Genomic DNA, 21,028 nt, shown 5'->3' on the forward strand with positions numbered 1-21,028 from the left:
AAGGACAAGAATGAACAACCCTGACGCCTCCCGGAAAACGGAGGGCCGCGCCGTTGTGGTCACCGGCGGAGCCAGCGGCATCGGCAAGGCCATCGCCGAGGCCTTCACCGCCAACGGCGACAGAGTCGCCGTCCTGGACCGGTCGGGCGCGGCGGGAAGCATCGCCGTCGACGTCTCAGACGAGGCGAGCGTGAAGGCGGCCTTTGCCGCCGCACGCTCCCAGCTCGGAAGCATCGACATTCTCGTGAACAGCGCCGGCCTGCTGACGGAATCGCCGTTGGAAGACATGACGCTTGCCATGTGGAACGAGACGATTGCCGTGGACCTGACCGGTGTCTTCCTCTGCTGCCGGGAGGTGGTGGGGGAGATGCGGCAGCAGAAGTGGGGCCGGATTATCAACATCGCCTCCCAGCTGGCTATCAAGGGCGGCACCGGGCTCAGCCACTACAGCGCCGCCAAAGCCGGAGTCGTGGGGCTGACCAAGGCCCTGGCCCTGGAAACGGCCGCCGACAACGTGCTGGTCAACAACATTGCCCCGGGCCCCATCGAGACGCCCTTGGTTGACGGCATCTCGGAGGAATGGAAAGCGGCGAAGCGTGCCGGGCTGCCGCTGCTGCGCTTCGGGCTGGCGGACGAGGTGGCGCCAACGGCGCTGCTTTTGGCCAGCGATCCCGGCGGCAACTTGTACGTGGGGCAGACACTCGGACCCAATTCCGGCGACGTCATGCCCTAGGAGGGAGACCTATATGTGCGGTGCCTGTGGACGAAATGTGGTGAGCGATCCTGTCCTGGGTTCGATCAGAACGCTGCGGCAGCACCTGATTGTCGCCCAAACGATTAATGGTGCCAGCCAATCCTGGCCAGGAGCCCCGAAAGTGGCCGCGACCAGCGGCGGCTGGCTGGTCTCGGGGCCGACGGGAGCCACGGTGGCCGTATCAACCGTGCAGGCGCTGTGGTCGGCTGTCCTGCTGGGCAGGCCGGGGCTGCAGCGGCAGGATCTGCGTGCCGCCGGGGACCTGGGAGCGGGTGAACCGGGAGCCGGTGAACTGGGCACGGGGGCGCTGGGGGCCGGGGAACCGGACCCGGGGGAGTTGGCGCGCCGGGTGATGAACCTCGGCCACGAGATGGCACAGGATTCCGCTACGGAAACGGACACGTGACACGCCACAGGTCAGGCGCTACGGGGATCCCCGTAGCGCCTGGCTGAGTTTGTGCTTCGCCTCGATCCTCGTGATGAGAAGCTCGACGCCGACGATCGCGCGCAACTGGCCGGCAATGTAGCGCTCCGGGGCATCCTCGACAGTCCAGGGCTGCTCGGAGCCGGCCTCGTTGTGGTTGCTCAGCCGCCTCACATGGCTGGCGAGCCAGGCGGGATCGTCGTGGATGACCAGGGTGCCGTACACGTGGGCCGTGGAGTAGTTCCAAGTGGGAACCACGCGTCCGTGCTCCGCCTTGGACGCATACCACCGCGGCGAGATGTAGGCGTCCGCGCCCTGGATAATGGCGAGCGATTCGCCGAGGGCGGGTTCAGACCATTGGGGGTTGTTGCGGGCCAGATGCGCGTGCAGGGCACCGTGCTCACCGGCCGAGGGGTCGAAGACGAAGGGCAGCAGCGTGGCAAGCATGCCCTTCGCGGTTGCGGTGACCAGGTTGGCCGCGGACGGTCGCGTGAGCAGATGCCGGACTGCATCGGGGCCGGCGGCGAAATGTGCGGGGATGTACACGGAACTTCCATTCGGATTGCGGATCGGGTCTGGGCTGGGCGGCTTCGGGGGCGGGGCGTGTGATCAGATCAGCCGGATTGTTTCACTGTCACGGTGTCCTTCGCGTTGTTCCCCGGGCTGTCCTGGGGGCTGTCCAGCACGCCCGCATTGCTTCCCGCCGCCCTGGCCGCACGTGGCCGGGAGCGGACGGCCAGGCCGGCGCAGAGGATGACCGCCGTGCCGCCGATGATGGTCGCCCAGGTCAAGTCTTCGCCCAGTATGAGCCCGGCCCAGCAGATGCTCAAGACCGGCTGGACGAGTTGGATCTGGCTGACCTGCGCCATGGGTCCGATGGCCAGGCCGCGGTACCAGGCGAAGAAGCCGAAAAACATGCTCACGACGCCCAGGTATGCGAAGGCCGCCCACTGCACGGGAGTAGCGGAGGGAGGCTGGCTGGCCATAGAAAAGGCCGCGATGCCGGCCATGAGCGGCGAGGACAGAACGAGGGCCCAGGAGACGGTCTGCCACGAGCCGAGTTCGCGGGCCATCAGGCCGCCTTCGGCGTAGCCGATTGCCGCCGAGAGGACGGCGCCGAACAGCAGCAGGTCGGCCAATTGCAGTTGCCCGATGCCGCCGGACTGCGCAGAGGCGAAACCAATCGCCGCCACTGCGCCCGCGCCGGTGATCATCCAGAAAGACCTGGGCGGCCGTTCGTGGCCGCGGATCACCGCCATCGTTGCGGTCGCCGCGGGGAGTAGCGCAATAACAACCGCGCCGTGGCTGGCGGGAACCGAGGTGAGGGCGAAGGAGGTCAGCAGCGGGAATCCGACCACCACGCCGCCGGCGACCACCGCAATACGCGCCCACTGGGCGCCCCGGGGCAGGCGCTGCCGGGTCAAAGTGAGGGCGAACGCGGCGAGAACGGTCGCAACAACAGCCCGGCCCGATCCGATGAACAACGGAGACAACCCCGCAACCGCCACCCGGGTGAACGGCAGTGTGAAGGAAAATGCGGCGACGCCGACGAACCCCCACCACAGTCCGGCTGCCGGCCGGGACGATAACGGTTGTTTGATTCCTTGAGTAGCGCTACTATTGTCTTTCATGTCTTACGATAGCACCACGCGGATGGCGGCGCGGCTCCGGGAATGGATTGCGGCCGCCGCGCCGGGCGCCCGGCTGCCTTCCACGCGTTCCCTGGTCGCCGAGTACCAGGCCAGCCCCGTGACCGTGCAAAAGGTCCTGCGGACCCTCTCCGCGCAGGGCCTGATCGAGAGCCGCCCCGGCGTCGGGACGTTCGTGCGGGCCGTTCGAACAGCGCGGCCGGCGGACTACGGCTGGCAGACGACGGCGCTGGGATCGCCCCGGGCGCCGCTCCGCCCCGTCTCCACTGCGATGCGCAGCGCCTCAAACGACGTCATCGCTTTCCATTCAGGCTATCCGGACCGGGAACTGCTGCCCGAGCGGCTGGTCAGGGCAGCTCTGACCCGGGCTGCCCGGGGTGAGGCTGCCCTGTCACGTCCGCCTGCCGCGGGCCTGCCCGACCTGCAATCCTGGTTCGCGCACGAGCTCCGGGGTGCTACCGGGGCCGGCGTCGCCCCGCCAACGCCGCGCGACGTGATCGTACTCCCGGGGAGCCAGTGCGGGCTCAGTTCCGTGTTCCGGGCGCTGGTCGGCAGCGGGCAGCCGCTGCTGGTGGAATCCCCGACATACTGGGGGGCGCTCCAGGCCGCGGCGCAGTCCGGTGTCCGGGTTGTTCCGGTACCCAGCGGTCCCGAAGGCCCGGACCCCGAGGACCTGGCCCGCGCCTTTGACGAGACCGGCGCGCGGCTGTTCTACGCGCAGCCGAACTATGCGAATCCCACCGGGGCGCAATGGCCCGCCCGCCTGCGCGAGCAGGTGCTCGACTTGGTGCGCGAACACGGTGCTTTCCTGGTGGAGGATGACTGGGCCCATGATTTCGGCATCACCACGGATTCCGTGCCCGTTGCCAGCCTCGACGATTCCGGCCATGTCGTTTATCTCCGTTCGCTGACCAAGAGCGTGTCCCCGGCCATACGCATTGCCGCGGTGATCGCCCGCGGCCCGGCACGTGATCGCATCCTGGCCGACCGGGGCGCCGAGTCCATGTATGTCAGCGGCGTTCTCCAGGCGGCCGCCCTCGACGTCGTCACGCAGCCGGGATGGCAGACACACCTGCGCGAACTGCGGCTGCAGCTCCAGTCCCGCCGTGATCTCATGCTCAGCAGCCTGCGGGAACTTGCCCCGCTGGCCCACGTGGAGCACGTGCCCACGGGCGGGCTCAACCTCTGGGTCCGCCTTCCCGACGGGACCGACGTCGACCAGTTCGTAGGGGACTGCGAGGCCGCGGGGGTCATCATCGCGGCCGGTACCGAGTGGTTCCCGGCCGAACCGGCCGGACCGTTCATCCGGCTGAACTTCGCCGGACCCAATCCGGGCGCTTTCCGGGAAGGTGCGCGGATCCTCGGCCAGGTGCTCGAACGCACCGCCGGGCGGTAGGCCGCCGCCGCGCTACGCCGGCGTGAGCAGCGCCTCAGGTGCCGTGAGCGTCACGAGGCCCTGCACGGAGCGGGCGAGCCCGGCGTTGAGCGTCACAAAGGCGTCTGCCTGAAGCCGGGCCAGGGCCACGTATTCGGCGTCGAGGGTGTCATCCAAGCCAAGTTCCTCGGCGAGGCTCCACGCGGTGCGTTGCAGGACGCGGTCGCCGAGGAGCCGGATGCGAAGGCCCCGGATGTAGTCGAGCTGACGATTGGCATCGGCCCGCGTCACGTCGCCGCGCCGGACTGACTGGTACAGGAGCGAGAGCACCTGCGAGCGGAGGAGCGTCGGCGCCACCAGCTGGTGATCGTCTGAAACCGCCGGCCTTTCGAGGGCAAGATGAAGGGCAACGTCCGGGCCAATCACGAATCGGGTCATGGTTACTGGATCCTTCCTGGGTACAGCGGCGGTCATCCCGCCTCGCGGGGCGCGAACATGATGACGGCGACCCCGAACAGGCAGATCACCGAACCCAGGACGTCCCACCGGTCGGGCCGGAAGCCGTCGAAGATCATGCCCCAGGCCAGTGAACCGGCCACGAACACGCCGCCGTACGCGGCGAGGATACGCCCGAAGTGTGCGTCCGGCTGCAACGTCGCGGCAAAGCCGTAGATGCCCAGCGCCACGACACCCAGCCCGGCCCACCACCAGGCCCGGCCCTCACGGACGGACTGCCAGACGAGCCAGGCCCCACCTATTTCGGCAACGGCGGCGAGGACGAACAACAGGATGGTTTTCGGGATAGTCACGCCCTCATGATGGCACCGGCTGGTTGCCTATCCGGGCCGGTGCGCGCCGACGCGCCCGCCCGGCCGTCATGCGGGGTCATCGCTTGCATCACCGGCCACCCGGGCCTATAACTTTAAGGTTCAAGTAAACTTGGCCGGAAAGGCTGTGCCGCTCGAAGCCGACTGGCTTGACGGCTCCGCCCCCGCCGACGTCAGCACCTGTTGCCCCATACCTGAGGACCCGAGATGACCCTTGCGCCAGAAGCCACTGCAACGCCGAGGGCCGCAGCACCTTCGGCCGCCGTGCGCAGCCGCGTCGTCGTGCCGCTGCGCTTCCCCGACGGGTTCGAAGCCGTTGCCGACGTGCTGAGTTTCAGCGGGCTCACCGACGGCAAGGAGCACCTGCTGCTGGCCCTCGGCGAGTGGGAGGCTGCACTGCAGGGCGCGGCGCAAGGCGGTGCCGGACCGCTGGTGCGGCTGCACAGCGAGTGCCTTACCGGGGACGTATTCGGGAGCCAGAGGTGCAATTGTGGCCCGCAGCTGCGGGAGGCCGTGGAGCGGATTGCCGCCGAGGGAGGCTTCCTGCTCTACCTCCGCCAGGAAGGCCGCGGCATCGGCCTGTATTCGAAGCTTGACGCCTACGCACTGCAGGATGGCGGCCTTGACACCTACGCCGCGAATCTGGCCCTGGGCCACGGCGAAGACGAGCGGGACTACACGGCGGCGGCCCAGATGCTGGAGGCAATGAGTGCCAGCACGCTGCGGCTGCTCAGCAACAACCCGGACAATGCAGCCCAGCTGACCGGCCTCGGCCTCGAAGTGTCCGGGCAGGTCGCCACCGGCGTCCATGCCTCGGCGGCCAATCTTCGGTACCTGGCCGCAAAACGCGACCATACCGGCCACACGCTCGTGCTCCCGTCCGACGCCGGACCCGTCGCCGGTGCGCCCGGCGCTGCCCCTGGCGGTGCCCCCGGCGCTGCCCCTGGCGACGTCGGGGCTGCGTCCCGGGCCGGGGCGGCGGCCGTCCCGACCCATGACGACATGCTCGCCCGGGTCCAGGGGCTCGTGCCCGGCCTGCGCGAGCGGGCCGCGGAAACCGAGGAGCTCCGAAAGTGCCCGGAGGCTACTCCATCTCGGGCCGGTGGACCTTTGCCTCCGGGGTCATGCATGCCCGGTGGGCGCTGCTCGCCGCGCAGCACGGCGACGTGCGCCTGCAGTGCCTGGTGCCGCTGGCCGACGTCGAGCTCCTCGACGTGTGGCAGACGGCCGGCCTGCGGGGTACCGGGAGCAACGACATTCGGGCGGGGGACCTGTTCGTCCCGGAGCATCGGACTCTGGACTGGGAACTCCTGGGCGCGGAAACCAATCCGGGGAGCCTGCTCCATGCGGATCCGCTGATCCACACCCCCATGGGCGCGCTGCTGAACATGGTGGCCCCGGCCGCTGCCCTGGGGTCTGCCGAATACGCGCTCGACCTGTTCCGCGAGCTGATCATGGTCCGGAAGGTCAAGCACGCCGTGGAGAACCGCCAGGCGGACTCCCTGCTCGCGCAAGTCCGGTATGCGCACGCCTTCGGGCTGGAGGCCACCGCGCGGCTGCACTGGCAGGAGGCGGTCCGGGTGGTCTCTGCCGCCCATGCGCGCGGGCCTTCGACCACGACGGAGCCGGACCGCGGGCAGTACCGGCTGTCCCTCGCCCTGAGCGGCGAGGCGTCGGCCGAGGCGGTTCGGGTGATCATGCTGGGATCCGGCGGGAGTGTGCACCGGCTGTCGCATCCGCTCCAGCGGATCCAGCGCGACGTCAATGTCCTGATGAACCATGCGGCGCTGACGAGGGATCCGGTTCTCGAGCAGGCGGGCCGGGGCCTCCTGGGTCTTGGGTTCAGTGTGCCCTCGTTCTAGTTGGAAGCTTGAAGCTTCAATCAAAATGAATTAGGATGATCCCATGACTCAGACCACTGACCGCCCCCCGGTTCTCTTCCTCAGCCATGGCGCACCGCCGCTGGCCGACGACTCCACGTGGACCCGCGAACTCCACGACTGGTCCGGCACCTTCGGCAAGCCCCGGGACATCCTCATGGTCTCCGCCCACTGGGAAAACGCCCCCGTGACGCTCAGTGCAACCGGGCGGGATCCGGGCCTGGTCTACGACTTCGGCGGCTTCCCGCAGAAGTACTACGAGGTGGCCTATGACGCCCCGCAGGCACCCGAGTTGGCTGCCGAAGTCGAGAAGCTCGTCGCCGGCCACGGCCACCACGTGGAGCGCGATGAAAGCCGCGGGCTGGACCATGGCGCCTACGTTCCGCTGAAGGAGATGTACCCCGACGCCGACGTGCCGGTCGTGCAGATGTCCATGCCGACGCTTGATCCGCAGGGGTTGTTCGACCTCGGCATGTCGCTGGGGCCCTTGCGGGAGCGGGGCACGCTGATTGTCGGATCGGGATTCACGACGCACAACCTGCGCTGGTTCAATCCCGCCGGGGGACCGGACTCCGCCCCTCCCGCGGCCTCCAGCGAATTCGACCACTGGGCCGAGGAGGCCATGGCCCGCGGCGATGTCGACTCCATCCTCGACTTCCTGAACAAGGCGCCCGCCGCCCGGGAAGCGCACCCCCGCAGCGAGCACTGGGCTCCGCTCTATGTTGCCCTCGGGGCTGCGTACGGCTCGGGAGACATCCAGGCCAGGACAGCAATCGACGGGTTCTGGTTCGGGTTGTCCAAGCGGTCGTGGACCCTGACGTAGCAGTCGCACAACGTAACACGGGGAATGAACCGGACCAGGGTCCGGTTATGCCCGCCAGCGCCGGATCGCCGGCGAACCAGAACGTGACGTGGCTTGACCACTGATGAGGAGTGCAACATGACGATTGCAGTAACGGGTGCGACAGGACAGCTGGGCAGACTGGTCCTCGATGACCTGCTCACCAGCCAGGAACCGGATTCGCTGGTGGCCATCGTGCGCGACGCCGCGAAAGCCGCGGAGCTGGGTGCACGTGGCGTCCAGGTGCGCGTCGCGGACTACTCCGATCCCGCGGCTCTCGAGGCCGCGCTCACGGGAGTTGACAGGCTCCTGCTGGTCTCCGGAAGCGAGGTGGGTTCCCGGGTGGCGCAGCACGGCAACGTCATCGACGCGGCCAGGGCCGCCGGCGTCGGGTTCATCGCCTACACATCCGTCCTGGCCGCGGACACCACCGAACTGATCCTGGCGCCCGAGCACAAGGCAACAGAGGAGCTCATCCGCGCGTCGGGACTCGACAACACCATCCTGCGCAACGGCTGGTACACCGAAAACTACGCCCAGACCGTGGCAACGGCCAAGCAGACGGGCGCCGTCGTGGCCGCTGCCGGTGACGGCCGGGTGGCCAGCGCGACGCGGGCTGACTACGCCGCGGCGGCCGCGGCGGTGCTCAGCTCCACCGGGCACGAGGGCCGCACGTACGAACTCTCCGGCGACTACGCCTGGGACTTCAAGGAACTGGCGACGGCGATCACCCGGATCACGGGCCGGGAAGTTGTCTACCAGCCCGTCTCCGCCCCGGAACTGGTTGAGGTCCTGACCGCGGCCGGCCTCGACGCGGGCACCGCGGGATTCCTCGCCGCCCTGGACGCGGACACCGAGGCGGGCCTGCTGGCCACCGTCACTGGCGAGCTGTCCCGGCTGATCGGTCGGCCGACGACGCCGCTGTTGCAGGCTCTGACGTCGGCGGCCGCGAGCTAATCCGCACTGCCCAAGGAGGCAGCGAGACCGGGAGGCCGGGAGTGGGCATAATGAAGGCGTGGATTCCCGCTGCGCCCGCAGGGCATAGACACCCTGCGGGTGCGCGCCTCGACTGACAGGACCCATGGAAACTCCCGGTGATTTTCAGCAGGCCGGGGCCGGTGAATGGTCGGACGGCCCGCTGGTTCTCGGTGTGCCGTGGGAATTCGACGAGCGCCTGGTACGGGCCGCCGCCGGGCTCGCCGCGATCATGGGAGTGCACCTGATTTGCGCGTTCGTGGACCCGGCGAGCTACCTCACCGAGTGGGAGCCCGCCGGAGTCCTGGATGGCACCTCACTTGATCCTGCCCCGAATGCCGAAGCCGAATACCCGGCCTCACAGCTGCTCAGCTGCCTTGAGGGCATTCTCGGTCCTCCCGGCGGGGCATGGTCCTTCCGGGTGCTGAACGGCGAAGTTGCCCACGCCCTGGACCGGCTGGCGCAGAGCGCGGACGCGGCTGCGCTGATTGTCGGCGGGCAGCGGCCTGGGCGGATTGCCCAGATGGGCCGGCTCCTGGAGGGCTCGGTCAGCGTTTCCCTGACCCGTCTGCAGGGCAGGCCAGTACTGGTCGTTCCGCACGCGGGTCAGTGACGCACGCGCCGGCCGTGCGTTCCGTCCACCGACGGCGGGCCAACAGCGGGCCAGCACCGCGCCAACAAACCTGAGGCCGGCGGGGCGGGTTCATCCGTTCCGGGTGACGGCCCCGGGCCGCCGCGGCCATAGCGTTGGAGTACCGCCGGTGTGCGAGCGCCCGGGATGCGAAAGATTGCTGGAGCACAAGGGGCTGACGCTGACGGCGGAACTGCACGAGCCGTCAACGCCAGCGAATCGAAGTGAGTGATGGTAGACCCGAACAAGCCAGCAGCCGTCACGTCAGAGGCGCGGGCGCTCTTCGTCGGCAGCGCCGCCTTCCTCGTCCTGGGCGGCATCGCTTTTCTGCTGATCGGGCGGGAACCGGTGCCGTTGTCCGGACGGGGTTCAGTCGGTGACATTGCCTCGATCGGCACGGCAGTGTTGGGCGCCGGGGCGGTGGTGGCCGGTTGCCTGCAACGTCGTCCGGCTGTGGCACCGGAGGCCCGCGGGGGAGGCCGGATCCGCACGTCCATCGATATCGCCGCACTCGCGCTGGCGCACGCCTGCATCTTCCTGCTCGGCTGGCTGGCGCTCTTTTCGCTGTTCCAGCAGGCGTTCATCGGTGCGGTCGTCTACCCGTTCGCGGCCGCTGTCCTGGTCGGGACCACAGGAGCCATCAGCGCCTATATCGCCTACCTGTCCGCGCTCAGCATGACCGCCTACCGGCTCGCGGCCCTCCTCGCCGGCTTCCTGGTCACCGGCCTGCTCACGAGCATGCTCACCGCACAGGATCCACTGTGGTGGCAGGAGAACCTCAGTGCCCTCGGCATGAGCTCCGACGTCTCCGGAGTGGCGTTCAACTTCACCCTGATCGTCGCCGGCGTGGTCATCTCCACGCTGGCGGGATATGCGACGGCGACCCTCGCGGCGACCGCGAAGTCCCCGTCCGCGCTGCATCGGGTGAGGCTGCTCGAAGGCGGGATCGCCCTGATCGGAGTCTTCCTCGCCTGCGTGGGATTGTTCCCCGTCGATGAGCGCTTCGGGCTCCACACCCTGGTCGCGTCCGGCATGGTGGTGGTCTTCGCGTCCCTTATTGTCCGCATCCGCACGCTGGTTCCGTCCGTCTCGGCCACCTTCGCTGCGCTTGGGTGGCTATTCCTGGCGGTCATCGTCGTCGCCGCGGTGCTGTGGTTCCCGGTGGGCTACTACAACCTGACCGCGGTGGAGCTGATCGCCGCGTCGCTGATCTTCGCCTGGCTCATCATCCTGATCCGTAACCTCGCAGCCGTCGATGCCGACCAGCTTGAGGCGAACCTGCCGGCCCGGCCGCTGCCATCGCCGGCTGAGCCTGCGAACAGGCCAGTTTCCGCAACAGACAGCGCAGTGCCCGACCCGTAAGTGCCGCGGGGCCTGCCGACGACGGAAGTGCCGACGCAGGGAGTGCCGTCGGGAAGGGCCGCTTCAAGGCTCGCCTACGAGTGCGTCGGTTCTTCGACCAGCGCTGTGGCGATGCTGTCGGCGTCCTCGAGCGCGGACAGGAAGCGTTCGGCGTCCAGGGCCGCGGCGCAGCCGGTGCCGGCGGCGGTGATGGCCTGGCGGTAGCGGTGGTCCACGGCGTCGCCGCAGGCGAAGACGCCAGTCAGGTTGGTGACCGTCGTAGGGGAGTCGACCTGGATGTAGCCGTCGGCATCGAGGTCTATCTGGCCGGCCAAAAGCTCGGTCCGGGGCACGTGCCCGATCGCGACGAAGATGCCCGTGGCGGCCTGCTGCCGGGTGTCGCCGGTGCGGGTGTCGGTCAGGGTCACTCCGGTGACCTTGCCGTTGCCGTGGATCGCGGTGACGGCGGAGTTCCAGGCGAACCTGATCTTGGGGTTGTCCTTGGCCCGCTGGGCCATGATCCGGGAGGCGCGCAGTTCGCCCTTGCGGACCACCACGGTCACCGATTTGCCGAAGCGGGTCAGGAACGTGGCCTCCTCCATCGCCGAGTCGCCGCCGCCGACCACGATGATGTCCTGGTCGCGGAAGAAGAAGCCGTCGCAAGTGGCGCACCAGGACAGTCCGTGGCCGCTGAACTTCTTCTCCTCCGGCAGGCCCAGTTCCTTATACGCTGAGCCCGTGGCGAGGATGACGGCGGGCGCTTCATGTCTCGCCCCGGCGGCGGTGACCACACGCTTCAGGTGCCCGGCGAGCCGCACCTCGGTGACGTCGTCGAACACCACCTGCGCGCCAAACTTTTCGGCCTGCTGCTGCAGGCCGTCCATCAGTTCGGGGCCCTGGATGCCGCCCGGGAAACCGGGGAAGTTTTCCACCTCGGTGGTGTTCATCAGAGCGCCCCCGGCAGTGACCGCACCGGCGATGACGAGCGGCTTGAGCCCGGCCCGGGCGGCGTAGATCGCCGCGGTGTACCCCGCGGGACCGGACCCGATGATGATCAGCTTCTCGGTTGTCTTGATTGCGGCGCTCACGGTCGGGCTCCTTCGGTGACGGTTGCCGGCATGTGCTGATCATCCCGCCCGGTGGGGCGCTTATCAACGCCCCCGGGGTTGATCCGGAGTTCAGACACCCGGGAACGCTGCGCGGGAGCTGCCCGGGCGGCTAGGCGGAGGCCAGCGTCTGCGTCAGGATGGTGCCGCCAACCCCGACCAGGACCGCGCCTGAACCCCCGACAACGATCCGGCCGGTCCGGGGCCGGGCGAGGACTCCGGTCACTTTCTTGAGCGCGCTGAGCAGCAGCACGTACCAGGCCAACGCGATCAGCAGGAAGATGCCCGCCATCAATGCGTGCTGGGCGAGGGGCGGCAACGGGGCGACAGTGAACTGCGGGAACAGCGACAAGTAGAAGACGGCGACTTTCGGGTTGAGCAAGTTGCTCACCATTCCTTGCACGAAAGGCGAGCTCCCGCCGCGTTGGCGTTCTGCTGCCGGTGCCGGGGGTTGGCTGGGTTTGGGTGTTCTGGCGAACGCCTCAGCGAAGGCGCGCAGGCCCAGGTAGAGCAGGTAGGCGGCCCCGGCAATTCTGATCCCGGTCCCGACGACTTCCGAGGCCCCCAGCAGCGCCGTGACACCGAGCACCGCCAGCACGGCAAGGATCGTGTTGCCAACCATGATGCCGGCGGCGGCTGTGGTTGCCGCCCGTGTGCCGCGGGGCGCATTCCTGAGGACAAGTGCAAAGTCAGGTCCGGGCACCACCACTACGACCAGGCAGGTCAGCACGAAGGCTGCCAGTTGTTCCAGCATCGGGGATTTCCTCCGGGCGTCAGTCTGTGGCGGTGGGTGGTGAATTTCTGTCCGGGAACGAAACCCGGGCAGCCTTCTACGTTAGGCCAATACGGGCACACTGGAGCGCAGCCCCGCTCGTCGCCGGCGGAAGGGGGCAGCAACCTCACCCGCTGGGCATGATTCGGTCTCGAGGCCGGACCGCTAGCTTTGCATCAGCATCGCATTGCGGTGGGCGCTGATGGGATGTGCCTGCAGGACCATGCTCATGCGTGAACTGCCCGGTCTGCTCCAGAGGAGGCAACATGTCCGGTTGTGTGGTGGACCCGAGCGAGCCAACGAGTGTGGGAGGCGGACCGCGATGAACCCTCCGAAGGACGCCGGGACCCCGCCGGTGCAGTTCAACCAAAGGCTGGCGCTGCTGCTGGCCATGGCGATGTTCGTGCTGGTTGTCGACACGTCGATCATGAACGTATCGATCTCCGCCGTGGTGGACGACATAGGCGCGACCGTCAGCGGACTCCAGTCGACAATCGCCCTCGAGGCGCTGGTATCCGCGGCCTTTATCCTGATCGGCGGCAAGATTGGCGACCTGATCGGGCGCAAGCGCGCCTACGTCATTGGGCTTTCCTGCTACGCCGTCGGCGCCGTGGCGATGACGCTCGCCCAGACTCTCCTCCCGGTGATCATCTGCTGGGCCCTGATCGGCGGCCTTGGCGCCTCGCTGCTCCTTCCCGCCATGCAGTCGCTCATCCACGGAAATTTCGAGGGAGATGCCCAGCACCGGGTCTACGCCCTGGTCGGCGCGTCGGCCGCGATCGCCGCCGCCGTCGGTCCTCTGCTCGGGGGCTTCCTCACCACGTTCCTGTCCTGGCGCGTCGCCTTTCTGCTCGAGGCCCTCATCATCGCGGTCGTCCTGTCCGGAATCAAGCTCGTCAAAGACGTGCCGTACACCGGGCCCCGGGAACTGGATATCTTCGGATCACTTCTGTCCATCGTCGGCATGGGCGGCGTCGTGCTCGGAATCCTGGTCTGGCAGGAAGGCGGCGAGGCAGTGGGCGCACTCCTGGCCGTGGGTGCCGTCGGACTGGGCGGCCTGGTCTACTGGCTCCTTCAGCGCAAACGCCGCAACAAGCCGACGCTGCTGGACCCGGACCTGTTCCAAGCAAAAGCCTTCCGCTTTGGTGCCACGGGACAAATGCTCCAGCAGATCGCTCTGGGTGGCACCATGATCGTGCTGCCCATCTACCTTCAGATGGTGCTCGGATACAACGCGATGCAGTCAGGCCTGTCCATCGCCCCGCTCTCGCTGACCATGTTCGCTGTCGCCATGATCGTCGGGAAGAGGTCCGGGAGGCGGCGCCCGGCCAGCCTCATACGTTGGGGCTTTCTGTTTCTGATCGCGGGTTTGCTGGTGCTGGTCCCAATCGTGCCGCGAGCTGACTCCGGCTGGTGGCTGCTGATCCCGCTGATCATTTCAGGCTTTGGCCTGGGGCTGCTGGTATCCCAGCTCAACAACTACACCTTGTCCCCGATTTCGGACGAGCGGGTCAGCGAGGCCGCCAGCGTGAACTCGGCCGCGGGATCGTTCGGCTTGTCCTTCGGACTTGCGTTCGCCGGCGGCATCATGCTGGCATCGCTCTCGACCATCTTCATCGGCTTGTCCGATGCCAGCACGGTCCTCCCGCCCGACGACAAGCAGCAGGTCGCGACGGTACTGGAAGACGACGCCCAGGTGATGAGCGACGCGCAACTCCAGGAACAGATCGCCGGCCAGCCGGAGGACATCCAGAACGAAATCATCCGCATCAACACGGAGGCACGGCCCCTGGCCCTCCAGATTGCACTGTTCGTCCCGATCCTTGCCGGCCTTGCCGGGCTGGGTACTTCGTTCCGCATGATTCGGATCCCTGACCCCAAGCCCGCCGGCACCGGCGAGGGGAGCGTCCTGGGCTGAAGTCCACAGCGGCGAGCGTCCAGGTGCACCCCTGACAGCGAAGTTCCCCGGGATCCGTCGAGGCGCGTGGTTTCGGGGTAGTCCGATCAGAGCTGGAGAAGGCTGTAGCCCACGAGGAAGATCCCAATCGTCAGCGTCGCGATCGCTGCGATCCTGCGGCCATTGCGCTGCAGCCAATTGAACAGGGCGGTCAAAGGCACTTGGGCCCGTTCGGGGGAGCGCAGCCACACAGCGACCGGAATGATGACGGCTGACTGGACCACGGCGGCGTAGGCGAGGACAAGCAGGCTGCTTGGCAGCGGCGGCAGTTCCTGGACACCGATCACGGCACCGGCGGTGACGGCCAGCAGGAGTGCCTTCGGGCGAAGGTTAAAGCCAAGGCCCAGGACGACGAATTCCCAGGGCCGGGCCGAGCGGAACCGCGACTTCATCTTGCCAAGCATGGCGTTGTCCCGGCCGCCCTTGCTCACGAGGAGGTACACGGCGTACGCAACCAGAAGCGCGCCGATCACAATGGCGAACTGTGCCACCCATTCGTCCTTACGCAGGCGCGGCGGTTTGACGGGCAGGAATTGCAGCCCGACCGCCGCCAGGCCCACGACCACGATCGAACCCGCGAGGCTGCCGATCAGGAAGGGAAGGGCGCCGCGGCGCGGACTTGGCGAGAGCAGAATCATGATCGTCACGCTGACAGGCACTGTGCTGAGAGCCCCGGCCAGGGCGAAGAGAGCCAGGCTGCTGAGAGTGCTCAGCATGCTCCCCTCACCTTCCCCCGGCAGCACCCCGACGGCATGTCATGCCTTCGGCCCGCTTCCGGTGTCCGGGCGGCCCGTCTTCAGTCGTCCGCGGCGTGCCCGGATCGCCTTGTCTTCTTCCTTGATGAGCAGTTCGAGGTCCTTATTGTCGCCCGTCAACGGCCGCCACCATGAAAGTGTCGGGTCGGAATCGAGCAGGATGGTTCGGAACAAGAGCGTCAGGGGAACGGCGAGGACGGCGCCCACAGGACCCAGGACCACTGCCCAGAAGAGGACGGAGAAGAAGGTCAACGTCTCACTCAGCGACACCGCGTTGCCCACGTATTTCGGCTGGATGATCGACTGGATGATGCTGTTGATTCCGCCATAGATGATGATGACTGCCACGAAGGTCGGCCAGCCCCCGGTGAGATAGCCGAAGAACAACGGTGGGATGATGGCGATGAAATACCCGATGTTGGGGATGAAGCTGCAGATGAAAGACAGCAGCCCCCAGAGCAGGGCGCCGGGGATCTGCAGGATGACCAGAACCAGCCAGTTGAACAACCCCTGCGCGATTCCGAGGACTGTGGTGGCGACCATGTAGCGGCGTACACCGGTTCCGAAGCCGTTGAGCGCTGAAACCAGTGCCGGCCGGTGATAGTTCAGGTGAATCAAGAGCGCCGGCACGCGCGAGCCGTCAATCGCCATAAGAATGAGCATGGTCAGGATGATCACGAGGCTGGTCACCAGGCTTGCGACGTTTCCCAGGAGGCCGCCGAGGAACCCGACGATGCGGCCCGGCGTAAACCCGTTCAGGACTGCCTGGGTTTGCTCCGGGCCAAATCCTACAGATTCCAGCATCGCGGAGATCCTTGCGCCGAACTCGGCCATTTGGGGGGCGTATTGCGGCAGCAACGCGGAGAACTGGGCGAGTGAGGCAATCAGGACTGCGGCGAAGGCGGTCAGCAATCCGAAGACAGCCGCGATGGTGGTCCCGGTGGCGATGCCCCGGGAAATTCCCCGTGCCTGCATCCAGCGGCGCAGCGGATGGACACAAAGCGTCAGCACGAAGGCAAAAAAGACGGGGGTGACTATTCCCTGGATCGCGCCGAGGCCGAACGCTGCAATCGTCGCGCTGGCCAGGGCGAGCAGGATTATTACGGTGCGGGGGAGGGCCGAACGATTGGATTCCGATGGTTCCGGCTCCATGAGCCCTCCTTGGTTCAGCCTAGCCATATCTTAGAAGCCTCATGGCCTCATGAATAGCGAGTTGGCCAGGCCTGCTCCTCGCGCCTCAACCCGGAGTCAGACGACGATCTTGCTCTTGATCTGGGCAAACTCCTCTGCACTGATGGTTCCCGCGTCCATGAGTGCTTTGGCTTTCGCGATCTCCTCGGTGGGGCTGGCCGTGGCGACACTGCGGATGTAGGCATCGGTTTCCTGCTGGGATTTACGGGCCCGCGCCATTGACCGCTCCGCCATGCCCTTGCCCCGGGCAATCATGTATGCCAGCACGGTCAGGAACGGTATGAAGACCAGAAGGACGATCCAGACGGCTTTCCACCAGCCACTGAGTTCGTCGTCGCGGAAGAGGTCGCCGATCACCATGAACACTGCATACAGGAAGGCGATAATCGCATAGAAGATGAACAACCACCAGAGAATATCCCAAAAGTTCTCGAAGAAATTCATTTTGGCTTCCCTACTTTCGCTTGGTGCGGCGTCGCCTACGAACGCAGCCTTGGATGGGAATGGGTTTCACCGCGGATATCCCGGAAGACCCGGGCTAGCACTTGGCGTCATTCGAGAGATCGCTGATGGCGGCCTGCACGTTCGCGGCTTCGTCCTTGAGCGAGTTGGCCGCCTGCGTCAGGGTGGCGTCGTCGGGAACGGAGTTCACAGCGGAGGTGAACTTCTGTTGGGCAGCTTTAACGGCATCCACCCGATCTTTGGCCGCGTCGCTGGCCGCGTTGACCAGATCGTCGTAGCTCTTCCGCACCTGATCACGGGCCGCCTGGATCTGGCCGATCGTGGCGCCTGGCTTGAGGGAGTCCTTGAAATTCGTCAGGGCTGTTGAAAAGCCAGTGGCCGCAGCGCAAACCGGTGAAACGCTCGCCGTCGGGCTCGCGCTGGGGCTGTTGCTGGGTCCCGAGGTGGCGCAGCCGGCGAGCAGCGCAACTGCCGCCCCGAGCGCAGACATTCGCGCGAGGACTGGTTTTGGTGTCGACATTGGACTCGCCTCTCCATGGGCTTTCGCCTGGCAGCCCAATCACTGGCAGGTACCACCAGTGTTGGGTGAGGGGCCCGCTTGCGCGTCACCCGCCGCGGGTGATCCTTTCACGCCGCTCCCCATGCCAGGCACGCCGCTGACCAGCGGGGACGCGACGCCGGAACTATCGAACACGGGTGGGACCCCATTGCCTCCCACCCCGCGGCCCGAATCACCCCGGGGTGATGATGTGCCCGCTCCGTCGCCGTGATGGACTGCAGTCCACAACTGAGGGAGGATGCCATGTGTCGTTGGCTAGCGTATTCGGGTTCGCCGGTGCAACTGGAGGAGCTGTTGTACAAACCGACCAACTCGCTCGTGATGCAGAGCAAGCACGCTCGAATGGGCGTTGAAACCACCAACGGGGACGGCTTCGGCGTGGGCTGGTACGGATCCGCGCCGTATCCCGGGTTGTTCCACAGCACGGAGCCCGCGTGGAATGACCGCAACCTCCGCGAGTTGTCGGCCCAGGCGTCGGCCGGCCGGGTCTTCGCGCACATTCGGGCCTCGACCGGATCGGCGGTCCAACAGACCAACTGCCATCCATTCCGCCACGGCAGCTGGCTGTGGATGCACAACGGACTCATCCGGGAGTTCCCGACGGTGAAGCGCGACTTGGCCATGGCCGTTGAGCCATCGCTCTTTCCGCTGATCGAGGGAGCCACGGACTCAGAGCTCTTCTTCTTCCTCGCCCTGACCTTCGGGCTGGAGCAGGACCCGAGGGCGGCCGTAGCTGCCGCGGTTGGACTGATTGAAGACGTCGGCCGGCGCCACGGGATCGAGCAGCCAATCCAGATGACAGTGGCCACGACCGACGGCGACACCACCTGGGCGTTCCGCTACTCGAGTGAACGGCAGTCCCGGTCGCTGTTCCACAGCACCGACGTCGCGACCCTTCGCGTCCAGTACCCGGAGAACCCGTTGCTTCATGACCTGGCGGACAACGCGCGCCTGGTCGTCTCCGAACCGCTGGGGGATCTCCGCGGGGCGTGGCGGGAAGTACCCGAGGCCACCTGCGTGGTGGTGCACGGCGCCGGCGAGGACCTGTTCCCGTTCACGCCGACCGCCCCCTAGTGCCGGCGGCGGTGCCCCCCTCAGCGTCTGCGACGGGTGCCGCTGCCGTGCAGCACCGGCTGGTGCGGCGCTAACCGGTGGTCCGGTCCCGCCGCCGGCCCTTCACGCGCCGGTTCCTCCGGCGTCGGGCGCCCGGGGGATGGGAGTCGTGGGATACGTGTCATCGGGAGGGCCGCCCGCCGTGACCGGCTCACCGGTTGGCTCGGTGCCGGACTCGACACTGGACTCACCGCCGGGCTCGATGCCCGGCTCGCCTCCGGGTTCGGCGCCCGGCACGCCGGCTACGGCCGGCCGGCACAGCAGTTCGACCACGAGAATGACCAGCACGGCCAGGACGGCCGTCCAGATGGCGACGGCCGCCGTCGGGTCCTGCCAGAAGATCAGCACCAGCACAGCGATGCCGACGACGGTGGCTTCGATGATCCGCCGGTAGCGGGCCAACCAGAGCTGCCATGGCTTGGCCTGGCCGCCGCCGATCTTGCCGGTGATGTAGTCGCCCGCAGTCGCCAGGCCGTGCCGGACATACTCCGCGGGACGCGAGTGGCCCCCCAGAAATGCTGCCAGGGCGATCAGCAGTCCGACGACGAAGACAAGGCGCAGGCTGGTGCGCAGCGGTACCAAGAGCGCCTCGACCAGGCTTTCTGCCGCCGCTGGGGAGACAGCACTCGTCGGAATCGAGTTCAGGACGTAGCTTCGCCCGATCACAAGGGACAGCGCCAGCACCGCCATCGACACCGCCACGGCCAACCCCACGCCGCTCGTCGTGCTCCGTCTCCGGCCCCGGGGGGCAACTGCAATGGCGCCCACGGCGCTGAGCACCGTCAGCCACGCCAGTATTGGGCCGAGCCGGTCCAGGGTCCGGATGGTTTCCGTGGCACGGACCAGTTCAGGCGACTGGAACAGGGCGATCTGCGCGTCAACTTCCGGGATCCTCGAGGCGATATCCACCCCTTGCTGGACAAGGAGAGTCTTGACCCGGGCGATGATCTCTTTCGTGGAAATCGACACCGTGCCGTTCTCATCAATACTGACCGTGCCTCCCGTACTTCCCGTGGCAAGGTTGACCAGCCCCTGGTGCGCGACCCGGTTCACCTGGATCCAAAGGTCCTGGAACTGCGGTGTCGCAACGAATCTGGCAACGGCGGTATGGATGAGCGTTTTGGTCTGCTCCGCAAGCATCGGGGCCAGCCCGGTGAGCACGGCCGCCACGCGGGGCGCCGTTTTAGCGAGCTCGTTCAGGGCATCGCGCGTGATGGTCTGGAAATCCACGGCGTCGGTGATCTGTTGGGTGACCTTGTCGGCGATTTCGGCCTGGATCGCAGGGTCCGAGGCCAACGGTGCGACGGTGGCGACGTAGCGATCGGTGTCGATGACTTCGCTGCGCAGGTAAAGGGCCGGAACTGTCGCGAAGGCCAACAGGCCAGTGATAACCACCAGCACGATTGCCACAATGCGCCGGGCCAGCCCCGTATGCCGCACGGCCGGCCTGGGCGGGGCCTTGCGGGCAGTGTCCCGTTCCTGCTGGAGACGGGCAACTTCTGCCCGTAACCGCAGAATTTCTTCCTGTTCCGGGCTAGCGGGGCCAGCGGGCTGATCGTTCAGCGACATGAGGGGATCCGCCTTAGCTTGTGTTCCGCGGCTGGGCATTTCACGGCTATTTTCATTGTTCACTCGGCGTGCCGGTCCAGCCCCACCCACACAGGGTGATCTGTCACGCCGGGGAAGGGCCGGCCACGGCCGTCCCTACGGGCTGGAGGCCGCGCGTCGGACGTGCAGAGTGGCGCACCGAATCCCGGCACTGCCCGCGAAATTTCAGCCGGCCGGCCCGCTGTCATCCGTTTTGGGTGATGACGGCGGCGGATTCAGGATTCGCCGCCCAGACGCCGCCCGGCCGCGAAGAACGCGACTTTTGCGATCAATAGGAGTGCACCTAAATCGGCAATCATTTGGACGGACACGACACCCCTCGCCAGCTGGCTTACCGGCGTAATATCCCCGAACCCGACGGTGGCAAACGTGGAAGTGGTGAAGTAAAGGGCATCGGTTCGGCTCAGGGGCTCGCTAAACGCCGCCGCAGATGTGATCGACATTGATGTGTAAAGGAGCGCGAAGAGACACAAAAACATCAACAGGGTTTCGGCGACAGCCGCGGCCGCCCGAACCCTCGGAATATGCGCCACGAGTATCAGCCGCAATTGAATTGCCAAGACTGCGAAAAAGACCAGCACGACACCCGCCAGGCGGATCCAGGCGGCCGCGGGATCGGCGTCATTGAATCCCCCGACGGGAATAAAGAAATACAGGGCGAGGACCACAACCGAAAATGCGATGAGACGTGCAATCGCGAAAATAATGACCCGCCTGCGGTCGGCCTTGTCGAGGTCATGAAGGAAAATCGGGTCTGTCGGGCTGCCGTGCTTCATAGGCATGACTGATGATACAGCCGGGCACCCAA

22 protein-coding genes and 1 pseudogene are annotated in these 21,028 nt (G+C 66.9%); 11 read left to right on the forward strand and 12 right to left on the reverse strand.

The features are described 5' to 3' along the window. The first annotated feature begins 10 nt into the window (after window positions 1-10). Both AC1D0A_RS01720 and AC1D0A_RS01725 read left to right on the forward strand, forming a co-directional pair. Window positions 11-733, forward strand: coding sequence for an SDR family NAD(P)-dependent oxidoreductase (locus AC1D0A_RS01720; RefSeq protein ID WP_476945058.1), 723 nt, complete (start codon window positions 11-13; stop codon window positions 731-733). A gap of 142 nt (window positions 734-875) precedes the next feature. Further along, window positions 876-1,160, forward strand: coding sequence for a hypothetical protein (locus AC1D0A_RS01725; protein ID WP_243177847.1), 285 nt, complete (start codon window positions 876-878; stop codon window positions 1,158-1,160). An 18-nt stretch (window positions 1,161-1,178) separates the two neighbouring features. On the opposite strand, the gene AC1D0A_RS01730 is transcribed toward AC1D0A_RS01725, so the two are convergent. Beyond that, window positions 1,179-1,724, reverse strand: coding sequence for an FMN-binding negative transcriptional regulator (locus tag AC1D0A_RS01730; protein WP_476945059.1), 546 nt, complete (start codon window positions 1,722-1,724; stop codon window positions 1,179-1,181). Window positions 1,725-1,792: 68 nt separating this feature from the next. Further along, window positions 1,793-2,809, reverse strand: coding sequence for a DMT family transporter (locus AC1D0A_RS01735; RefSeq protein WP_476945060.1), 1,017 nt, complete (start codon window positions 2,807-2,809; stop codon window positions 1,793-1,795). Between AC1D0A_RS01735 and AC1D0A_RS01740 the strand changes: the two genes are divergently transcribed. Further along, window positions 2,808-4,223 carry an aminotransferase-like domain-containing protein gene (locus AC1D0A_RS01740; protein ID WP_476945061.1) on the forward strand — a complete coding sequence of 472 codons (1,416 nt, stop codon included), beginning with the start codon at window positions 2,808-2,810 and terminating at the stop codon, window positions 4,221-4,223. The genes AC1D0A_RS01735 and AC1D0A_RS01740 overlap by 2 nt on opposite strands. Window positions 4,224-4,235: 12 nt before the next feature. Here the strand turns inward: AC1D0A_RS01740 and AC1D0A_RS01745 are convergent, their stop codons facing one another. After that, window positions 4,236-4,640, reverse strand: a complete 405-nt coding sequence (locus AC1D0A_RS01745; protein ID WP_476945062.1) for a type II toxin-antitoxin system VapC family toxin — start codon at window positions 4,638-4,640, stop codon at window positions 4,236-4,238. 32 nt (window positions 4,641-4,672) lie between these two features. Further along, on the reverse strand, window positions 4,673-5,011 hold the full coding sequence (locus AC1D0A_RS01750) for a YnfA family protein (RefSeq protein WP_028276742.1): 339 nt from the start codon (window positions 5,009-5,011) through the stop codon (window positions 4,673-4,675). A gap of 225 nt (window positions 5,012-5,236) precedes the next feature. On the opposite strand from AC1D0A_RS01750, the pseudogene ribA reads away from it, so the two are divergent. The 6 genes and pseudogenes from ribA to AC1D0A_RS01780 all read left to right on the forward strand — a co-directional run. Then, window positions 5,237-5,842, forward strand: a pseudogene (gene ribA, locus AC1D0A_RS01755) (GTP cyclohydrolase II RibA); the annotation flags it as partial. Between the two features lie 260 nt (window positions 5,843-6,102). Next, the gene (locus tag AC1D0A_RS01760; RefSeq protein ID WP_476944396.1) at window positions 6,103-6,891 is read left to right on the forward strand and encodes an acyl-CoA dehydrogenase family protein; all 789 of its coding nucleotides are present in this window, start codon (window positions 6,103-6,105) and stop codon (window positions 6,889-6,891) included. A 43-nt stretch (window positions 6,892-6,934) separates the two neighbouring features. Continuing rightward, window positions 6,935-7,732: a dioxygenase family protein gene (locus AC1D0A_RS01765; protein ID WP_028276744.1), complete on the forward strand. Its 798-nt coding sequence runs from the start codon at window positions 6,935-6,937 to the stop codon at window positions 7,730-7,732. A gap of 117 nt (window positions 7,733-7,849) precedes the next feature. After that, window positions 7,850-8,707, forward strand: coding sequence for an SDR family oxidoreductase (locus AC1D0A_RS01770; protein ID WP_476945063.1), 858 nt, complete (start codon window positions 7,850-7,852; stop codon window positions 8,705-8,707). A 124-nt stretch (window positions 8,708-8,831) separates the two neighbouring features. Next, window positions 8,832-9,338: a universal stress protein gene (locus AC1D0A_RS01775; RefSeq protein ID WP_476945064.1), complete on the forward strand. Its 507-nt coding sequence runs from the start codon at window positions 8,832-8,834 to the stop codon at window positions 9,336-9,338. Between the two features lie 249 nt (window positions 9,339-9,587). Next, window positions 9,588-10,718, forward strand: a complete 1,131-nt coding sequence (locus tag AC1D0A_RS01780; protein WP_476945065.1) for a hypothetical protein — start codon at window positions 9,588-9,590, stop codon at window positions 10,716-10,718. Window positions 10,719-10,792: 74 nt separating this feature from the next. On the opposite strand, the gene trxB is transcribed toward AC1D0A_RS01780, so the two are convergent. Together trxB and AC1D0A_RS01790 are read right to left on the reverse strand one after the other, a co-directional pair. Then, window positions 10,793-11,785 carry a thioredoxin-disulfide reductase gene (gene trxB / locus AC1D0A_RS01785; protein ID WP_476945066.1) on the reverse strand — a complete coding sequence of 331 codons (993 nt, stop codon included), beginning with the start codon at window positions 11,783-11,785 and terminating at the stop codon, window positions 10,793-10,795. A gap of 130 nt (window positions 11,786-11,915) precedes the next feature. Continuing rightward, the gene (locus AC1D0A_RS01790; RefSeq protein WP_043436044.1) at window positions 11,916-12,557 is read right to left on the reverse strand and encodes a LysE family translocator; all 642 of its coding nucleotides are present in this window, start codon (window positions 12,555-12,557) and stop codon (window positions 11,916-11,918) included. A 340-nt stretch (window positions 12,558-12,897) separates the two neighbouring features. Between AC1D0A_RS01790 and AC1D0A_RS01795 the strand changes: the two genes are divergently transcribed. Next, window positions 12,898-14,493 (forward strand): MFS transporter, encoded by a 1,596-nt coding sequence (locus AC1D0A_RS01795; protein ID WP_243177836.1) that lies wholly within the window; start codon window positions 12,898-12,900, stop codon window positions 14,491-14,493. Between the two features lie 86 nt (window positions 14,494-14,579). On the opposite strand, the gene AC1D0A_RS01800 is transcribed toward AC1D0A_RS01795, so the two are convergent. The 4 genes from AC1D0A_RS01800 to AC1D0A_RS01815 all read right to left on the reverse strand — a co-directional run bounded on the left by AC1D0A_RS01800 (window position 14,580) and on the right by AC1D0A_RS01815 (window position 17,460). Next, the gene (locus AC1D0A_RS01800; protein ID WP_243177835.1) at window positions 14,580-15,248 is read right to left on the reverse strand and encodes a GAP family protein; all 669 of its coding nucleotides are present in this window, start codon (window positions 15,246-15,248) and stop codon (window positions 14,580-14,582) included. Between the two features lie 39 nt (window positions 15,249-15,287). Continuing rightward, window positions 15,288-16,439: an AI-2E family transporter gene (locus tag AC1D0A_RS01805; RefSeq protein WP_243177834.1), complete on the reverse strand. Its 1,152-nt coding sequence runs from the start codon at window positions 16,437-16,439 to the stop codon at window positions 15,288-15,290. A gap of 96 nt (window positions 16,440-16,535) precedes the next feature. Then, complete coding sequence (locus tag AC1D0A_RS01810; protein ID WP_230010772.1) at window positions 16,536-16,922, reverse strand: SHOCT domain-containing protein; 387 nt, start codon at window positions 16,920-16,922, stop codon at window positions 16,536-16,538. Window positions 16,923-17,016: 94 nt separating this feature from the next. Then, complete coding sequence (locus AC1D0A_RS01815; RefSeq protein WP_243177833.1) at window positions 17,017-17,460, reverse strand: hypothetical protein; 444 nt, start codon at window positions 17,458-17,460, stop codon at window positions 17,017-17,019. Between the two features lie 282 nt (window positions 17,461-17,742). Here AC1D0A_RS01815 and AC1D0A_RS01820 point away from each other — a divergent pair, with 282 nt between their 5' ends. Then, window positions 17,743-18,573, forward strand: coding sequence for a class II glutamine amidotransferase (locus AC1D0A_RS01820; protein WP_028276753.1), 831 nt, complete (start codon window positions 17,743-17,745; stop codon window positions 18,571-18,573). A gap of 102 nt (window positions 18,574-18,675) precedes the next feature. Here AC1D0A_RS01820 and AC1D0A_RS01825 read toward each other — a convergent pair whose 3' ends face one another. Together AC1D0A_RS01825 and AC1D0A_RS01830 are read right to left on the reverse strand one after the other, a co-directional pair. Continuing rightward, entirely contained in the window at window positions 18,676-20,181 is a 1,506-nt protein-coding gene (locus AC1D0A_RS01825) for a hypothetical protein (protein WP_476944430.1), read from the reverse strand. Between the two features lie 254 nt (window positions 20,182-20,435). Beyond that, entirely contained in the window at window positions 20,436-21,002 is a 567-nt protein-coding gene (locus AC1D0A_RS01830) for a potassium channel family protein (protein ID WP_223916964.1), read from the reverse strand. Window positions 21,003-21,028 lie beyond the last annotated feature (26 nt).

The organism is Arthrobacter sp. P1_D4 (assembly GCF_056406115.1).